This is a genomic window from Paraburkholderia steynii (genome assembly GCF_900100565.1).
Lineage (GTDB): Bacteria > Pseudomonadota > Gammaproteobacteria > Burkholderiales > Burkholderiaceae > Paraburkholderia > Paraburkholderia terrae.
On the sequence record NZ_FNDI01000044.1, the window covers coordinates 24,618 to 42,181 of the forward strand.

At 61.8% G+C, this 17,564-nt stretch carries 15 protein-coding genes and 1 pseudogene; 11 read left to right on the forward strand and 5 right to left on the reverse strand.

What is annotated here, in order from left to right:
* The first annotated feature begins 9 nt into the window (after positions 1–9).
* The 5 genes from BLT65_RS42245 (at position 10) to BLT65_RS48850 (ending at position 5,565) form a co-directional block, all read left to right on the forward strand.
* Positions 10–1,071, forward strand: a complete 1,062-nt coding sequence (locus BLT65_RS42245; RefSeq protein WP_091790008.1) for an ABC transporter ATP-binding protein — start codon at positions 10–12, stop codon at positions 1,069–1,071.
* A 9-nt stretch (positions 1,072–1,080) separates the two neighbouring features.
* The gene (locus BLT65_RS42250; RefSeq protein ID WP_091790010.1) at positions 1,081–2,862 is read left to right on the forward strand and encodes an ABC transporter permease subunit; all 1,782 of its coding nucleotides are present in this window, start codon (positions 1,081–1,083) and stop codon (positions 2,860–2,862) included.
* A gap of 27 nt (positions 2,863–2,889) precedes the next feature.
* The gene (locus tag BLT65_RS42255) at positions 2,890–4,431 is read left to right on the forward strand and encodes an AMP-binding protein (protein ID WP_091790012.1); all 1,542 of its coding nucleotides are present in this window, start codon (positions 2,890–2,892) and stop codon (positions 4,429–4,431) included.
* A gap of 67 nt (positions 4,432–4,498) precedes the next feature.
* Entirely contained in the window at positions 4,499–5,341 is an 843-nt protein-coding gene (locus tag BLT65_RS42260; protein WP_091790014.1) for an IclR family transcriptional regulator, read from the forward strand.
* 47 nt (positions 5,342–5,388) lie between these two features.
* On the forward strand, positions 5,389–5,565 hold the full coding sequence (locus BLT65_RS48850; RefSeq protein ID WP_091790016.1) for a DUF3253 domain-containing protein: 177 nt from the start codon (positions 5,389–5,391) through the stop codon (positions 5,563–5,565).
* A 558-nt stretch (positions 5,566–6,123) separates the two neighbouring features.
* Here BLT65_RS48850 and BLT65_RS48225 read toward each other — a convergent pair.
* A pseudogene (locus BLT65_RS48225) lies at positions 6,124–6,309 on the reverse strand (SET domain-containing protein-lysine N-methyltransferase); the annotation flags it as partial.
* Positions 6,310–6,533: 224 nt separating this feature from the next.
* Positions 6,534–7,457, reverse strand: coding sequence for a transporter (locus BLT65_RS42275; RefSeq protein WP_091790018.1), 924 nt, complete (start codon positions 7,455–7,457; stop codon positions 6,534–6,536).
* Positions 7,458–7,634: 177 nt separating this feature from the next.
* Here BLT65_RS42275 and BLT65_RS42280 point away from each other — a divergent pair, with 177 nt between their 5' ends.
* Together BLT65_RS42280 and BLT65_RS42290 are read left to right on the forward strand one after the other, a co-directional pair.
* On the forward strand, positions 7,635–7,904 hold the full coding sequence (locus tag BLT65_RS42280) for a hypothetical protein (RefSeq protein WP_091790020.1): 270 nt from the start codon (positions 7,635–7,637) through the stop codon (positions 7,902–7,904).
* 1,151 nt (positions 7,905–9,055) lie between these two features.
* Positions 9,056–9,964 (forward strand): YihY/virulence factor BrkB family protein, encoded by a 909-nt coding sequence (locus BLT65_RS42290; protein WP_091790022.1) that lies wholly within the window; start codon positions 9,056–9,058, stop codon positions 9,962–9,964.
* Between the two features lie 400 nt (positions 9,965–10,364).
* Here the strand turns inward: BLT65_RS42290 and BLT65_RS47725 are convergent, their stop codons facing one another.
* On the reverse strand, positions 10,365–10,502 hold the full coding sequence (locus BLT65_RS47725; RefSeq protein ID WP_208545892.1) for a hypothetical protein: 138 nt from the start codon (positions 10,500–10,502) through the stop codon (positions 10,365–10,367).
* A gap of 459 nt (positions 10,503–10,961) precedes the next feature.
* Between BLT65_RS47725 and BLT65_RS42295 the strand changes: the two genes are divergently transcribed.
* The 4 genes from BLT65_RS42295 to BLT65_RS42310 all read left to right on the forward strand — a co-directional run bounded on the left by BLT65_RS42295 (position 10,962) and on the right by BLT65_RS42310 (position 16,252).
* Entirely contained in the window at positions 10,962–11,402 is a 441-nt protein-coding gene (locus BLT65_RS42295) for a potassium channel family protein (protein WP_091790024.1), read from the forward strand.
* A gap of 459 nt (positions 11,403–11,861) precedes the next feature.
* Entirely contained in the window at positions 11,862–13,586 is a 1,725-nt protein-coding gene (locus BLT65_RS42300; protein WP_091790026.1) for a SulP family inorganic anion transporter, read from the forward strand.
* A gap of 173 nt (positions 13,587–13,759) precedes the next feature.
* Complete coding sequence (locus BLT65_RS42305) at positions 13,760–15,181, forward strand: DUF2252 domain-containing protein (RefSeq protein ID WP_091790027.1); 1,422 nt, start codon at positions 13,760–13,762, stop codon at positions 15,179–15,181.
* Between the two features lie 792 nt (positions 15,182–15,973).
* A complete protein-coding gene (locus BLT65_RS42310) occupies positions 15,974–16,252 on the forward strand; it encodes an HU family DNA-binding protein (RefSeq protein ID WP_091790029.1) in 279 nt (92 codons plus the stop codon).
* 346 nt (positions 16,253–16,598) lie between these two features.
* Here BLT65_RS42310 and BLT65_RS42315 read toward each other — a convergent pair whose 3' ends face one another.
* Positions 16,599–16,931, reverse strand: coding sequence for a hypothetical protein (locus BLT65_RS42315; protein ID WP_091790031.1), 333 nt, complete (start codon positions 16,929–16,931; stop codon positions 16,599–16,601).
* Between the two features lie 348 nt (positions 16,932–17,279).
* Positions 17,280–17,549: a DUF1488 family protein gene (locus BLT65_RS42320; protein ID WP_091790033.1), complete on the reverse strand. Its 270-nt coding sequence runs from the start codon at positions 17,547–17,549 to the stop codon at positions 17,280–17,282.
* Between the last annotated feature and the right edge of the window lie 15 nt (positions 17,550–17,564).

A 17,564-nucleotide genomic window follows, 5' to 3' on the forward strand; every position in this document is an offset into this window, starting at 1 on the left:
GAGCGGACGATGAGCTCGAAACTCGAGGCGATCGGCATCGCGAAGCGCTATGGCGATTCGGTCGCGCTGGAACCGACGGACCTCGCCGTGCAAGCGGGCGAATTCCTGACGCTGCTCGGTCCCTCGGGTTCGGGCAAGACGACCCTGTTGCAGATGATCTCCGGCCTCGTCGCGCCGAGCGCGGGGCGCATCGAGATCGACGGGCGCGACGTCACGCATGTCGAACCGGGCAAGCGCGGCATCGGCATGGTCTTTCAGAGCTATGCGCTCTTTCCGCACATGAGCGTGTGGGACAACGTCGCATACGGCCTGCGCATGCGCCGCAAATCGCGCGACGAATTGCGTGCCGCAGTGGACGACGCGCTCGCGATGGTGCGCATGACCGAGTTCGCAAAGCGCTTTCCGAAGGAGTTGTCGGGCGGGCAGCAGCAGCGCATCGCGCTCGCGCGCTGCTTCGCGTACCGGCCTTCCGTGATTCTGCTCGACGAGCCGCTCGGTGCGCTCGATAAGAAACTGCGCGAACACATGCAGACCGAGATTCGACGCCTGCACAAGGAACTCGGCGCGACCTTCGTCTACGTGACGCACGATCAGGACGAAGCGCTCACGCTTTCCGACCGTATCTGCCTGATGAACCAGGCGCGCATCGAGCAGGTGGGCACGCCCGCAGATCTATACGATCGTCCCGCCACACGCTTTGCGGCGGGTTTCATCGGTCATTCGAATCTGCTCGAAGGCGAACTTGATGCTGCGCGCGGCGCCGCCGGCGAGCCCGTCCTCCTCGCCGCGGGCGGCCGCATTCCTTTGCCGCTCGGCGCATCGGGCGCGCCCGCCACGCGTCACACGCTGCTTCTGCGTCCCGAAGCGCCGCGTCTCGTCGAACCGCACAGCGGCTTCGTGGCCGGCACCATCGCGGATGTCGTGTTCTTCGGCAGCGACACGCGCGTGTCGCTTTCGATGAGCGACGGCAGCGAGCTGACCGTACGCTGCGAGCGCAGCGTGACACCGCGCATCGGCGACAAGGTGGGCCTCACGTGGGATCCGCACCGCACGACGCTGCTGCACGCCTGAGGAGCCGCCATGACCATCGCTCTTCATGCGTTGCGCGAAAACGAAGCATCGCGGCGCGGCCGGTCTGTCGGGCTCGCGCGCTGCATGCGCTTCCTGCCGATCGTGCCGACGTTGCTGTTTCTGCTGGTGTTTTTCATCGTGCCCGTCGGCGAGATACTGCAAGGCAGTCTCGTCAGCGCCGACGGTCAGATCGGCTTCGCGCAGTTCGAACGCATCGCGCGCACACCGGTTTATGCGAAGGTGCTGTGGATCACCTTCGCCATCTCGTTCCTGACGGCGGCGCTGTCCATCCTGCTCGGCTATCCCGTCGCGTACATGCTGAGCCGGCTGTCGGAGCGCGTGCGCGAACGCTGGCTGCTGTGGATCATGCTGCCGTTCTGGACCAGCTATCTTGTCAAGACGTATGCGTGGATGCTGCTGCTCTCCAAGACGGGCGTGCTCTCGACGATCGTGCTCTCGCTCGGTCTGGTGCACGAGACGAGCGGTACGATACCGTCGCTGACGGGCGTGCTGATCGGCATGGTGCATTCTATGCTGCCGCTCGCCGTCATGACGATGCTGCCCGTGATGCGCGGCATCGACGACCGCCTCGCGCAGGCTGCGGAAACGCTCGGCGCGGGACGCAGCACGAGTTTCTTCACGGTGTTCCTGCCGCTCTCGTCGCCGGGCGTGGCGGCGGCGGGGCTGCTCGTGTTCATCTCGAGCCTCGGTTTCTTTATCGTGCCGACGCTGCTCGGCTCGCCGAAGGAAACGATGATCGCGCAGCTCGTGATCTCGTCCGTCCTCGAACTCTTCGACATGCGCTTCGCCGGCGCGCTGTCCACAGTCCTGCTGCTCTGCTCGATCGTCATCTTCTTCGTCTATGACCGCATAGTCGGCCTCACGTCGTTGACGGGCGAAGTGACGGAGCGGTCGCGCGGCTCGCGCGCGCAGGGATTCAGGCTCGCACTGCTGATGACGGCGGGCCGCGTCTTCGCTCCGTTCATGGTGCGCCGCAACGCGCTCGCAGACACGGCGGCGCGCGCCGCGAGCCCGCTCGGACTCTATACGTGCGTCATCATGGCGCTGCTCGTGGTGCCGGTGCTGTCGGTGATTCCGTATGCGTTCACGTCGAGCGACTACATCGCGTTTCCGCCGAAGTTCTTCAGCATGCGCTGGTTCGGCACCTTCATGGATTCGCCCGTATGGCGTAGCGCGATCATCCGCTCGTTCGAAGTCGGTCTGGGCACGGCGCTGCTGTCGCTGCTGTTCGGCTTCGGCGCGACGCTCGCGATGACGCGCATGCCGCGCCGTGCGAGCAAGCCAGTGTTCGCGCTGCTGGTCGCGCCGTTGATCGTGCCGCGCATCGTCGTCGCAGTGGGTCTGCTGTATCTGTTCGGCCGCCTGGGACTCACGGGCACGAATCTCGGCCTCATCGTCGGGCATACGGTGCTGGCGATTCCTTATGTGGTCGTCACGCTCGCGGCTGGCTTCCAGCGCTTCGACTGGCGTCTGGACGACGCAGCTCGCGTGATGGGCGCCTCTCCGTTGCGGCGCATTACGTCGGTCGTGCTGCCGCTGCTCATGGCAAGCGTCACGGCGGCGTTCCTGTTCGCGTTTCTCGTTTCCTTCGACGATCTGACGATCGCGATCTTCGTGAGCGGCGGCATCAATTCGACGCTGCCGAAGCAGATGTGGGACGACATCCAGCTCGCGATAACGCCGACTCTCGCCGCCGTGTCGACGACGCTGGTCATTCTCATCGCGCTCGTCGTGGCGGTGTCTTCCTGGCTCAAGCGCCGCGCGCGCTGAATCCCGGGTTTTTCAATCGGTACAGATATGCATCGCTATCCGGAATACTTCGCTCACCGCCATGCAGACGACGAACTCGACTGCGTGCCACTGCTCGCGGCGGGATTGCGCCGTGCACCGTCGCGCACCGTCGCGCACTTCGACGATCAGGCGATCACCTGCCATGACATCGCGCGGTACGTCGCGCAGTTGCAGCGGTGGTTCGCACGCGAAGGGCTCGTGCCGGGCGACCGCGTCGCCGTGATGCTCGGCAACAGCGCAGAGCACGTTCATCTGATCTACGCGCTCGTGCTGAGCGGGCTCGTCTGGGTGCCGGTGAACACGAAACTGCGCGCAGCGGGCCTCGAGTATCTGCTGCTGCACGCGGAGCCGAAGCTGCTCATTATCGATGACGAATTCGAGGCCGTGACCGCGACGATCGACTGCGCTGCGACGCGGCGCGTGCGCATCCCCGCGTTCGATGCGCAGGAAGCGCATGCCGCATTCACGAGCCCGAATATCGGCGTGCACGATCCGCTGTGCATCATCTATACGTCGGGCACGACGGGTGCGCCGAAAGGTGTTGTCTTCACGCACCGGATGATGCGCCTCGCGGGCGAAGCCGCGCTGTGCGTCGCCGATGTGCACGAAGGCGACCGGCTGTTTCTGTGGGAGCCGCTGTGTCATATCGGCGGTGCGCAGATGCTGCTGCTTCCGTTTCTCGAAGCCGTGACCTTGCACGCAGTGCCGCGCTTCTCGGCCTCGCAGTTCTGGCCGCAGATCCAGCGCGCCCGCGCGACGCAGCTGCATTACCTAGGCGGAGTGCTCGATATCCTGATGCAACTGCCGCCCCACGCGCAGCCCGAAACGCACACGCTGCGCGTCGCATGGGGCGCGGGCGTGAGCGCCTCTGCGTGGATGGCGGTGCAGGCGCGGCTCAACTTGCGCCTGCGGGAATGCTATGGCATGACCGAATGTTCGAGCTTCGCGACGGCGAATGCGACGGGCAAGCCAGGGTCGATCGGCCGCGCGCTGCCGTGGATCGAGATCGAACTGCTCGACGAGGAAGGCCAGCCCGTGAAGGACGGCGAAGCGGGCGAGATCGTGTTGTCGAGCAAGGTGGAGGGCACGTTTTTGCCGACCTACCTGAAGAATCCCGACGCGACCCAAGCCGCGTTGCGCAACGGCAGACTGCACACGGGCGACCGCGCGCGACGCGATGCCGACGGCGATTTCTACTTCATCGGCCGGCAGACGGACAGCATGCGGGTGCGTGGCGAAAACGTATCGGCGTGGGAGATCGAGCGCATTTTCGCGGAGCATCCGGCCGTTCACGCCAGCGCGGCGATCGGCGTGGCATCGGCGATCGGCGAGCAGGATATTCTGCTCAACGTGCAGTTCAAGGACGCCCCTGTGGACTGGGAAACCATGCACGCGTGGGCGCGCGAGCGGCTCGCCAGTTTTCAGTTGCCGCGCTATTACCGTGCGGTGGAAAGCTTCGAGCTGACGGCGAGCGAGCGCATCAAAAAGCATCTGCTGCCGCGCAGCGTGGACGACGCCTGGGATCGGATGGGCAAGGCTCGGATGTGATATCGCTATTCGATACCGCTTTAGGGTCATGCGATAATTCGCCTACAATCGACAAGATGAACATCTGATGACCGACGCGCCTAAAGTTCCGCGCAAGCGTAAGAGCCCAGCGACGAAGCCGCAGGCCGAGGCGGCGGATCCGACTGCCTCTTCGCTGTACGTGCAGTCCGTCGAAAAGGCGATGAAAGTGCTCACCGCCTTCGACGGCAGCAAGCGTCAGTTGTCGCTGTCCGAGATCTCGTCGCTCACGGGTTTCGACCTGAGCGCGACGCAGCGCTTCACGTTCACGCTGGCGGCGCTCGGCTATCTTTTCAAGGATGCCGACAGCCGCAAGTACGAACTGTCGCCCAGGCTGCTGGACTTCACCTACCATTACCTGACGTCCAACGAACTCGTGAGTCGTGCGACGCCTTATCTTCAGCAACTCGGCTCGGAGACGGAGGAGGCCACCAATCTCACTGTGCTCGACGACACGGACATCGTGTTCGTGCTGCGAATCGTGAGCCGCAACGTGTTCAACGCCCACGTGATTACTGGGTCGCGTCTGCCCGCATACTGCACTGCACCGGGGCTCGCAATCCTGGCGACGCTACCGGACGGAGAAATCGACGACATCCTGTCGCGCACGAATCTCGTGCCGTATACGTCGTCGACCGTGTATCAGCCGCGCAAGATTAAAGACCGCATCGCGCAGATCCGAAAGCAGGGGTACGCGCATACGGAAGACGAGTACTTCGTCAGCGATATTTCGACGGCGGCGGCTATCACCAATGCGCACGGGCGAGGGATCGGCGCGGTGAATATCGCCGTAGCAAGATCACGATGGCACGCCGACCGCGACGAGCGGCGCTTCGCCGATCTGGTCATTTCCACGGCGTCGGCAATTTCAACGCGGCGTCGCGTCGAATAGCGCTAGTCAGGGGTAAAGCAACGGATTAACGACGAGTCCCTTATTGAATCTCGGTATCCAACTATGCGTCTGGCAGTCGTGCTCCCACTGTTTCAATTTGTGCGTTGAATGTCGCGCGCAGTCTCGCCGGCGATGAAAGCGCCTGGCGCGCCCCGATGTCGGCGATCCGGGACGTGACCGTGCGGCTGGCGCGAGAGGGACCAATCTTGATCACGCAGGTTTGACAATCTGCCGCTCCACCATCGAACGCCACGGAGGACGCTTATGGGCGGCGTTGCGTTCCCCCGCGGGTAGATGCGGTGCAGTGACGAACTGCATAGCTAAGACATACCCTTATCATCAAGCTGTCGCTGCCGCCCATACCACGACAGATGTCCGCAGCGAATCGGAACCGGCCACCTGATGTCTCGATGGCTTGAGAGGCTGGTTAGGGTCGGGTGCTGTCCTCCGGCAGCCGGACGGCTGTCGTTCGACGTAACAGCTGGTGCAACGACCGCAGAGCGACCAACAGCTGCCCTTCGCTGGCGACCGACCCAATGACTGCAATGGCCGACGTCTTGTCATTGAGCGGCGATACTGAGCGGCTGCTCGACGTCCCATACCGACCGTTGCCAATTTGACGACAAGCGACGGTACCTGCCCAGTGATGCGCGTCGGCTGGCTGCGCAAAGTTCACCGGGGACCGCTACAGGATGCGCAGGCAGGTGCAAACAGGTACTACCGGCAAACGCAGACCCAGCGTCGCCATGCAGTCAGCACTGTCCGTGTGGGCAACGCCGCATTTACGTGGCAGTCAATGCACCGCCAAGCTTCGACCCGCGGCAGGCAGATTCACCGCAATGACACGCGTACTGGTCACGGATGTCGTCGGTCATCTCGCCGTCGATCGCGAGACCGTAGTCGATGAAAAGCTCTTCGCCAGGCTTGATGCCGGTGAGGGCGTGGATGAAGATGCGATCGCCCGTCTCGGTTAGCCGAACTTCAACAGGTACTGAAAGCGAGACTCGCCTCGGCTTGGGGGGGGATGATACGCATTTGCGCACGCATCCTTACGCCTACCCCGTTGCAGGCAACAGAGCAGGCGGCGCAAGCGCTCATGAATTCGCCGGCACAATCCGCCTACGCTGAGGCACAGTCCGGGCCCGCAGCCATCGCGCCAGGCGATGCGATCGCGCGACAGGCGACACCCGCCTCAATGATCGAACCAGCGATATTGAAGCGCAAACGCGACGGACTTGTAGTCGCCGCCTGCGCGCGTGACGAACCCGCTGGAAAGCGCCAGCTTCGCGGACCAACCGCGTGCAAAGGGCGCGGAGAACGTCAGGCCGTAACGCATGTTGGCCTGCCTGTCTTCATTGGGCACCCCGTTCATGCTCGAGCGGCCGCCCGCAGCGTAGCCGATGTCGGCGGCGATCCATAACCCCGGACGGAAGCTGTACCCGGCGTGCAGCTGCAGCAGCATGAGAGGATCCTGGCCTCGCGTGTTGCCGTTGAAGAAATCGTAGTTGCGGGTGAAGAACCATGCACCAGCCGACGCGTCGAAGAACCAGTTTCCATAAGGCTGCGAGATGCCGATCTCCGGCTTGAATCCCCAGCGGTTGGTGCCTATGTTGACCGGCCGGGAAGGGAGATACTGGCCGGTCGGAGCCGACATCGTCAGGCTGATGCCTGCCGAGGATGTTTGCTCGCGCCGGGCGAATTCCTCGGGCGTAAGCGCCGGACTGCCGATGAAGTTCCACGCGAAGCGCAGCTTCAGATCGCCAATTCCGGCGCGATGCACTTCGGTTGGCGCACCAATGACGACGCCGCTGAGATTTCCGCTGCTGAAGGGCATCGCAAACGCGAGCGATGCCGTGTGGCCAGCCAACGCGAACGTGCGCGAGTAGGCGAGTGACACGATGCTGATCTTCGCCCGCACGCCGGTAATGGGCAGGGACGGATCCGTCAGCACATCGCCATACAGATACACATAGCTGGCGACAAGAAAGTTCGTGCCGATTGGGGCGGGCGAATAGCTGCGCGGCTCCAACTCCTGCGCTTGCGCCGTGATCGCCAGAAGCAGGAGCGCGACGGCGCCGGCGTGCCGAAGCGTCCAGTGGATGAATGGACACCTCATGGTCAAGTCTACCTGGCTGGCCGCCAGCAGCGACGACGCACGGCGCGATCGGAGTGGGAACCATGAGCATGATTGACCCAGCGTATCATTGAACTCAATCACGAGGTATAGGACCTTGGTCCAATTGTTCGCACTGGCTGCCAGTCATGGGGCGAACGCGCCCGTCGGAGGTGAGAAATGATCGAATCAAGAAACGGACTTTGGAGGCGGACGGGCGCAATGCTGGCCGCAGCCGGACTCTTGGCGCTATCGGGCGCTGCGCTGGCCACCAACCAGTCGCAACAGCGCCAGCAAGGCAGGAACGCAAACCAGGCTGCTAAACAGGAAGCACGCGCGGGCAAGGTCGACTGCCGCGCTGCAAACCAGAAGAGCAACTCCCAGTGCCGGCAAGACAAGCGCGACACGAAGCAGGAAGGCCGCCAGCAAAAGCGGGACATCAAGTACTAGCGCGGGTTGCGTGAGTATCCAGCAACAGGGTGGTCGGAGGACCATGCGGAACGTGCCGACGGGCGTCTCGCACGCCCCGGCAGCGCCGCGCCGGATGACCGGCGCACTTCATCGAATGCCGGTCGCCGACGAGTTACCCGCCCCGCCAATAGACCGTGTGACCGTTCTACCCTTGAAAGCCGCCGCTGAGCCTGCGCTGGGTCGAAGGTCAGTTCAGGATCGGTTTCTGCCGACCGCGTCGTACAGCAATCGGCCGTGTGAAAACCCAAAAGTACTCGGTTTTCGGGTGGCGCTTTACCTTCTCAATGCACTGCTAGTCCAATACGGGGCGATCTGAAGGGTCGCCTTTCTCGAGCTTCGCGCTTGGACTGAGTTTTCGCGGGCCTCGGTCGGCTGCTGCCATTGACGGCTGGCCTCGAACTCTGGTAATCGCAGCCGCGGTGGCGGGACTGATCGCCGACCGCCACCGCTATTCAACACGCCGCTTCCGTGAAGTCCGGGCAGCATCACAATCTCCGTTCTTTCCGTCTCACGAAAAGTGGCCCACCCTCACGAATTCCGTTTCCCTTCATCAGTCCCTCCGCGGCTGCGGGTTCGTCAGTCCCGGACGGCTGCAGTGAATGCGAATCAAAGCCCCTGCGCTCACAGTTCCTGCGTAGCAATCAGCACCACTCGGGACCGTTGCTATCGGCCCGCCACAGGCCCGTGCGCGCGCAGTGCCGACTCGGTGTGTGGATGGCACAGGCGCCGCGCATCGCCTGTTCCGCTTGCCTCCCAATCCATGCCGGCGTATCACTAATCGTGTGCAATCCAAGGAGTGTCCGATGAGTACGACCGGAACTGTGGAACCCTTCGCCAAGCTTCGGAAAATCTGAAGGAAACGATCGGCTCGCCCACAGGCGACATCGCAACGCAGTCGGAGGCCAAGACAGGCGAGTCGCGCGGCAAGGCGTAGCAGTCATGCGCGGATGCGACGGATCTCGCGCGCGATGCGCTGTCATCGAACGGGCTCGCGGTGCTGACGGGCGCGGCTGCAATGGCTTCGTACTCGGAGTGACGGTGCGGCGGCTCGCGCGGAGGTGAACGGCGCGCGCCGCGTTCGTCGCGTGCGATGAGGGCGGCGCGAGTGCAATGAACGGGCGGAGCCCGATGTGAACAAAACCGACGATACACGCAAGCGCGCGTTGCGCTTTGTTGCGGCGCATCCCGCGCGATTCATATTTCAGGTCTGCACGGCGTTCCGCAAAAACCAGGGGCTGCTGCTTGCGGGCGCGATCGCCTATTACGCGTTGCTGTCAATCGTGCCGCTGCTCATTCTCGTTGTGATCGCGTTCAGACATTTCATCGGCGAGCAGTTGCTGCTCGACACGCTGGGGCGTCTGCTCAAATGGCTGATACCGGGGCAGTCAAAAGCGCTCGTGCTCGAGCTCGCGACCTTTCTCGAGCATCGCTCCGTGGTCGGCTGGTACCTCGTCATCACGATGATCTTTTTCAGTTCGCTTGCGTTCACGGTTCTGGAGAATGCCCTGTCGATCATTTTCGTGCATCGCGTTGCGGTCCGGCGAAGGCACTTCCTGCTGTCGGCAATCCTGCCTTATCTCTTCAGTCTGTCATTAGGTATCGGCGTGCTGCTCGTGACGCTCGTCTCCAGCAGCCTGCGGGCCGTCGCGACCGGCAGCATCGATCTGTTCGGCCATGGGGTGTTCCTGACTGGCGTGACCCGCATCGTACTGTATCTGTGCGGCCTGGCGGGCGAGATATTCGTGCTGACGGCAATCTATTTCGTGATCCCGGCGGGGCGCACGACACTGCGGCATGCGGTCGTCGGCGCGATCGCGGCCACCGTTCTGTGGGAAATCACACGGCGCGTGCTGGTTTGGTACTTCGCGACGCTTTCGCAGGTGAACGTCGTCTATGGGTCGCTGACGACGGCGATCGTTGTGCTGTTTGGCCTCGAAGCGCTCGCCACGCTGATGTTGTTCGGCGCGCAACTGATCGCAGAATACGAGCGCCTCAATATGCGCGGCGACTCTGCAGCCGAACCGATGGTAACGGGCTGACCAGCGGCGGCGCGGTGAGCATGCTCGTTGTGGCTTCAATCAGTCGGCGCGATGGCGGGGGTAGTTTCAGGGTGCCGACGAATTCCACCGGTATTCACAGTCGTACCGGGCACACTATAAAGTGTCAGGGTCATCCGTCGGGTTGTTCGTTTCCCCCGGTGTAGCTGTTCATGCGGCTCAAAGTGCCGGGCAGCGATGTCAAAGGCCTGGTAGCAAAGCGGCTTTTTCCAAGACCGGACAGCGGACATGGTTGTGCAGAATACCCCGTCGTGTCTTGTGGCACAGAGATACATGAATAGTGGCGCCGCCACCCGACTCCAACCGGGGCTCATTAAGGTACGATGCGCACTTCACAATCTCCGCGCGGTCGAAGTGTGCATATCCATGGTCACAAGTCGAGCTATTCGTTATCGAATGCGATCGACACAAGTAGCAGCAGAACGGACGACCAGATGAACAGATCGCCGAACAGATTGGACGTGCCTATTCCAGCGCCTGCCATTGCGCTCGACAGCCAGAAAGTGAGCGCGCTCATCATGAGCACAGCATGATGAGGGTTGCGTTGCGTCGCTTTGCATCTACTGCTGCTTTCTTCGTGTCGCTATACATCATCGAGTAAGCAAAAAATAGTCATCGATTTCCGCATTGCACGTGAATGTGAATGTTTCCGCATCCGCGCGGGGCGTGTCCGTGCGCGAACGCATACAGCGTTGTATCGAAAGTAACTTTCATGATGTTCCCCGTGGGCCGGTATTCAGTAAGGCAAGATTCGGCCATGGGCCGTCGTTCGTCTGTACCCGCACTCAGGCATTCGGACGACTGCTTCGCTCAGTAAACGACCGTTCGGCAGGCCTAATATTCGGAGCGGGACATGGCTGGGTGCGGCTGACGCAATGTGTCCTATGATTGGTCGGGGCAGCAACGTTTGAACCTGCGATCTCCGCGTCCCGAATGCGGCGCTTTTTTGCCTGCGCGCCCCCTGAAGACGGAGTCAATCATGCTAAACAATGTACTGGCCGCCGCTCCGGCGATGGTCCTGTGCCTGCTGCTGCAAGGCGTGGTGGTAGCCATCTGCCTGCGTCGGTACGCGCGCTTCCGGCGCAATGTCAAGAATCAGGACCTGCTATGGGTGGACGTCCTGCTATTGATAACCGTGATGTTGCTGACCTTGCTCTGCAATTTCGCCCAAATGGCAATCTGGGCTGCGCTGTTCATGTTCCTGGGCGAGTTTTCTGATTTCGCCACGGCTCTGTATCACTCCGCGGTCAACTTCATCACGCTGGGCTACGGCGACATTGTCATGTCCAAGCAGTGGCGCATGCTAGGCCCAATCGAAGCTGCAAACGGCATCCTCATGTTCGGAGTCTCAACCTCGGTGATGACGGCTGCGGTCATGGATGTGATTAAGTACCATCAAGCCCGGCTGCAGCAGGAGTAGCCGCGAAAGCACTGCACATGAGGCACTGAAGGAATGCAAATCGACAGCATCGGGCGGGGGCGGCTGCTCGAGTGACCTTTGTACCTTGCACGTGGTCGTTGAGAGCCCGGCGAGGTGAAGGGCTGAAGTGGGTCCAGCGACGACGGATGTCGTGAGGCGCTACGTGTTTGCCGGCTCGGACGTTGCGTCAACCGAATGCACGATTCCTGCCCCTGGTCACTCGATCCGAGCCGTGCTGACGTGATGACAATGCCACCACTGCGGCTATCGTTGATCGACGTCAATCGTCCCGGACATTTGGTGTTTGAATATGAAAACCCAATGCCTTGAAAGATGCCGCGTCTCGTGAAAGCCCCCTGCTATTGGCGGTCGGCGGTCCTCACAGCTGGCGGCGTCAGCGACTCGACCTACAATGAATGATGCGTTGGTAGCGTAGTGCCTTTCGGAGGACACACGATCATGCGCGACCATTCCTTTGCGCACCACATTCTCCGCCTGCATCTCCCCGTTCTCGATTGGGTTCACGGCTATCAGAAATCGTGGGTCAAACCTGACGTGATCGCTGGTGTCACGGCGGCGGCTGTCGTGTTGCCGAAGGCGATGGCCTACGCGACGGTTGCGGGACTGCCGGTCCAGGTCGGTCTATACACAGCTTTTGTGCCGATGGTGATCTACGCGCTCTTCGGTACGTCGAAGCCGCTCAGCGTCAGCACGAGCGCAACGCTGGCCATCCTGACAGCGGCCGCGCTCGGCCAGGTCGTCCCCGGCGGCGGTGCGGCTCAACTCGCGATGGCGACGGCCACGCTCACGTTGCTGGTTGGGTCGATCCTTGTTCTCGCTGCGCTGCTCAGGCTGGGTTTCGTCGCCAACTTCATTTCCGAGCCGGTGCTGACGGGCTTCAAGGGCGGCATAGCAATCGTCATCGTGCTCGATCAGTTGCCCAAGCTGATTGGCCTTCACGTCGTGAAGGGCTCGTTCTTTCATAACGTGTCTGCGCTCGTCGCCGGGTTGCCTCACGCATCGGTGGCAACGGTCGTCGTTGGTGTCGCGACGATTGCGATCCTGGTCGCACTCGAACATTTCTATCCGAAGTCACCGGCCCCACTCATTGCAGTGGCGTGCGGGATTGCCGGCACCGCTCTTCTTGGACTTCAGAGGTACGGCGTCGGGGTCGTCGGACACATTCCGACGGGGCTGCCATCGCTCGTCATGCCGGACCTTTTGCTCATCGAAGCGCTCTGGCCTCCAGCTGTGGGCATCGCGCTGATGAGCTTTACTGAAACCATTGCTTCAGGGCGGGCGTTCGTCCAGAGCGGAGAGCCTGTGCCGTTGCCGAATCGCGAACTGGTGGCGACAGGTCTCGGCAATGCAGCAGGCGCCCTGCTGGGTTCGATGCCGGCGGGCGGCGGGACCAGCCAGACGGCGGTCAATCGACTCGTGGGCGCACGTTCGCAACTGGCGGAACTCGTGACAGCTGCCGTTACCCTCGGGACGATGCTGCTGCTCGCGCCACTAATCGGTCTGATGCCGCATGCGACGCTCGCCGCCGTGGTGATCGTCTATTCGGTCGGCCTGCTCAAGCCGGCGGATTTCCGCTCAATCCTTGCCGTCAGACGCACTGAGTTTGTATGGGCGCTCGTGGCGCTGGCGGGCGTCGTGTTGCTTGGAACGTTGAAAGGCATTCTGATCGCCATTCTCGTGTCACTCGTAGCACTTGCCTATCAGGTGTCCGATCCGCCCGTCCATGTGCTGCGCCGCAAGCGCGGCACGAACGTGTTCCGCCCGGTGTCCGCGCAGCACCCGGACGACGAAGCCTTCCCCGGACTGTTGCTTTTGCGGCCCGAGGGGCGGATCTTTTTCGTTAATGCTTCAAATATCGCTCACAAGATCGGGCCGCTCGTCCAAGACGCGCGTCCTCAGGTGGTCGCGCTGGATATGCGCGCGGTATTTGATCTGGAATACACGGCGCTAAAGATGTTGACGGAGGCGGAAAAGCGATGCCGCGAACGCGGGATCGCCGTATGGCTCGTCGGCCTGAGCCCGGAGGTATTTGCCGTCGTGAAGAAAGCGCCGCTCGGCAAGACGCTTGGGCACGAGCGCATGTTTCTCAACCTTGAGCAGGCGCTTGCTGCCTGGCACGGTATGCAGAAAAAGCAGGACGGGCTGCGGGGAATCGTGCAGTGAACCATCGGAAGTCGTGCAATGAATCTACGGCCGTTTGCGGCATTCATGACATCGACGGACATCGCAGTTTGACAGCTAGCCGCATGTTGCAGGTGCAACGTACAGGTCGTGCCAGAAGGGCGCCCTAATGACACGGACAGATCAGGGGAAGAGCAAGCCAGGTAGAGGATGTCATGGACAAGGCTGGTTCACACAACGTCGCACGCGATACACACCAAAACGCCATTCCATACCGCACAGCCGATGAAAGGGCGGCTGAAGGGCGTGCAATCCGAAACAGGGTATCGCGTTCATCTCAGGCTGGGTGGGAGCTGCCGAAGGAGCGCCGTGACCTCGTCGAACTTCTGGTCGAATCCAACGAAGGGCGCCTCCCGGTCCTGGCCCCGATCCGCTTCGGGCGCATGTCGGCCTCGCCATTTGCATTCTATCGCGGAGCGGCCGCGCTGATGGCCGCCGATCTGGCTACCACGCCGACCAGCGGGATCCGGGTGCAGGCGTGCGGCGACGCGCACCTGATGAACTTCGGAGGCTTTGCAACACCGGAACGCAACATAATCTTCGACATCAACGACCTGGACGAGACGTTGCCGGCCCCGTTCGAGTGGGATCTCAAGCGGCTGGCAGCGAGTGTGGTGATTGCAGCGCAACATCTGGAACTGCCCGCCAGCGACACCGCACGCGTGGCCACGGATCTCGTCCGTGAATATCGCGAGCGCATGCATGACTATGCAGAAATGCGAGCGCTCGATGTCTGGTACGACAAGATTGACCTGCAGAAGTACGAGGACCGGTCGGCCGATCCGGCCGTCATCGCAGCGGTGCGCAGGCGGATCGCGGAGCGGATCGAAGTGGAACGGCGCAAGCAGGTGCCCGACCATCTGTATCCGAAACTTGTTTCCCAGGAAGGAGCACAACCCAGGATCAAAGACTTGCCACCACTGATCTTCCATCCGACAGAGGAAATCGCACCCGGCCTCGAGTCGGGATACGCCGAAGCCATCGCTTCGTATCGCGAGAGCCTCGCTGAACATGTCCGCATCCTGTTCGACAGGTTCCATCTCGTCGATCTGGCATTGAAGGTGGTTGGCGTGGGCAGTGTTGGTACGATGTGCGCCGTGGGCCTGTTCATGGCCTCTGACAACGACCCGCTGTTCCTGCAGGTGAAGGAGGCACGGGCATCCGTGCTCGAACCCTATGCAGGCAAAAGCCTGCATCCCAATCATGGCCAGCGCGTGATTGCGGGTCAGCGCCTCATGCAGACCGCGAGCGACGTGTTTCTCGGATGGACCCGCGGAAAGAATGGCCGCGATTTCTATCTTCGTCAGTTGCGCGACATGAAGATGTCCGTCGTCCTCGAGGACTGGGACACCGGGATGCTGCGGCAGTACGCGCGGATGTGCGCGCACGCCCTCGCACGCGCACATGCTCGGTCGGGCGACGCGGCAATGATGGCGGGATACATGGGCTCAGGACAAACTTTCGACGATGCGATCACGGAGTTCGCGACTGAGTATAGTTCCCAAAACCGACGTGACTATCGTGAGTTCATCCGCGCTATTCGTGAAGGCCGGATTCTGGCCAGAACGGACGAATAGCCGGGAAGCTGCCAGCCGCCCCGGAACTGGTGAGCGAGATGGTGCTTCGACAATGATGAGCGGGAGCGGTCCAGCGCGCAGCGGCCCGGCGTTGCAAAATCCGTTGCTTCGTGCTTCTGCGCCGCGTACCTTGATTCGGGTAGAAGTCGAGAAAGCGAATGCTGGTCCGCTCGTCGGCCCAGGCCATCAGCCCTGGGAGGCATCCTCCATGGGCGCTGTGTTGCTAGCCGCGATTTTCCTCACGTCGGCAGGATTTCTTGTCAGCGCGGCGGTAGCGCCGACTGCGCCGGCGGCGATTGTGCCAGCCTCCACTCACGGCTCCAGTGAAGGCAGGACCACGGCCCCGCAGCTAAGCCCCGGTTTCTCCGAGGAAGCGCCACTCCCTCAGCAGGCTCCAGAGCCACCGCCAACAATACGGCAAAGGAAGAATGCACAAGCGCGGATGCGGCACGACTGGAGCGCAAGCTCAAGCACAAGCAAGGGAAATCGACTCATCGAGTCCTCAATAGCGGCCACGTCGCATTGCGCGTGGTGCAGCGCAGATTGGCGGACCTTCTCTCGGACCTGATACCTAACGCTGCCACTCCGTACGAGGTCATTGTGCAACTAACCGTCTGGCGCAGGAGCACGCAAGCCAGCTCCGCCAAAAGACCTGCCGACAGGAAAGGGGCCCTTCGGCGCGAAGCGGTGCCTCGTCAGCCAACTCGCGGGTTGCCGGACCGACGCACCTGCGGTAGGGTGGCGTCCGTCCCGCTGCATCGGGGATGTTATTGCTCAAAGGGAGACCGAAAGATGAACAAACACGAACTGATTGATGCTGTTGCATCGACCACGGGCGAAAGCAAGGCCAGCACGGGCGAGGCCATTGATGCCATTCTCGAGGCCGTGACGGCCGCCGTCACGCGCGGCGAAACAGTCCAGCTGATCGGATTCGGCTCGTTTTCGACGGGTGCTCGCGCCGAACGTACCGGTCGCAATCCGTCGACGGGCGAGACCATCACGATTCCGGCCGCGAAAACCGTCAAGTTCACTGCAGGCAAGGCGTTCAAGGACGTCGTGAATGCCGCATGAATGGGCCGGTGTGCATAACATCCAATCGACAGCGTTACCTGATCAGATCGCTTGTTGACGCAACAACCTGATAAGGAATAACCCCATCGTTGTTTTTGTATGTTCGGATTGATAGACAGTACGTTGTAATGTAACGTTCAAGATTCCAAAAGTTATAGCGGTGATCCCTGACTTTTGGTGCGTGTTGAGGCCCACCGTCCCGACAGGACGTTGGGCTTTTTTCGAGCCCGACGTGTAGAAGAGATGGCAGATTGCGCTGCCGAGCGTTGCGCGCGTTACCCATAGGTGAACGCGATACGTTCGACTTTTCCGTACTCCAGCGACGGTTCTCACCCGTCACAGCCCTTCAGTTTGAAGCCAGATAGCCTTGCGTTTCCGACGGGAGCGCCGTCGCGGCCTGTGCTACCTCGACGACAGGGGTGAAATCCAGAGTCTGAAATGCAGCAGTGTCAGCGCCCGCAATCGGACGTTTGCGCATGGCCCGGCTCAGGATGTGGGTGGCGTGTCGATAAAAGAGTTCGAGCTGCCCTGCATCCGATGCATGAGGTGGCAGGTCGAAGGTCTCCTCGAGCACCCGGCGTGGGATATGAAAGCGTTGAAGTCCGCGAATCACGCGAACCTGGAACACGACCCCATCGCTGTTGTGAGGGATCGCTGCCCAAACCAGCGCGCTGCCCATGAGATGCCCCCTGTTTGCCTGCAAACCTGATTCAAGGCTCGGTGTCCTATGGTGGCACTCAAAAAATACATTTCAAAAATACGACCATTGGGTTTCGACATTTTCGCCACAGGAGGTTTGTGGGCTTTGACTGTCCCGACGGCGCTATCTGCAAGGCGATGCGACCGAAGTCGTGAGGTCAGAACCGGGCCTTGCCGGGACGGCTGACTACCTGCTCCGCCTCACGAATCGGCGAGGCGCATCCAGGCGATCTAACCGTTTCGCATCAGCGAAGGTCTCCGATGGCGGGAGAGATGGTTCGGTATGCTGATCGTGGTCGTCCGGATTGCCGGACATGTGGTGAAGCCGTCAGGGACGCGCGAAATCGTCCGACGTCAGTTCGAGGCGCGTGGCCGGATGGGCGAGCAGCCTGCGCTCGGCAATCGCGCGGACGCGCCCGTACCCATCGCGGAAGGTCTTCAGGATGCGGGCGTCGCTGGCCCGGGGTTCGAGCCAGAAATACGCTTCCAGTGTCGCGATCGTGATCACGCATTCAACCGGGCCGTTCGGGCGCACGAGACCAAACGCCACGCCGCGGCGGTCAGAAAGCACCTGGGGTTCGAGTTCAACAGTTTCCATGGGCGGTCAGGCGGT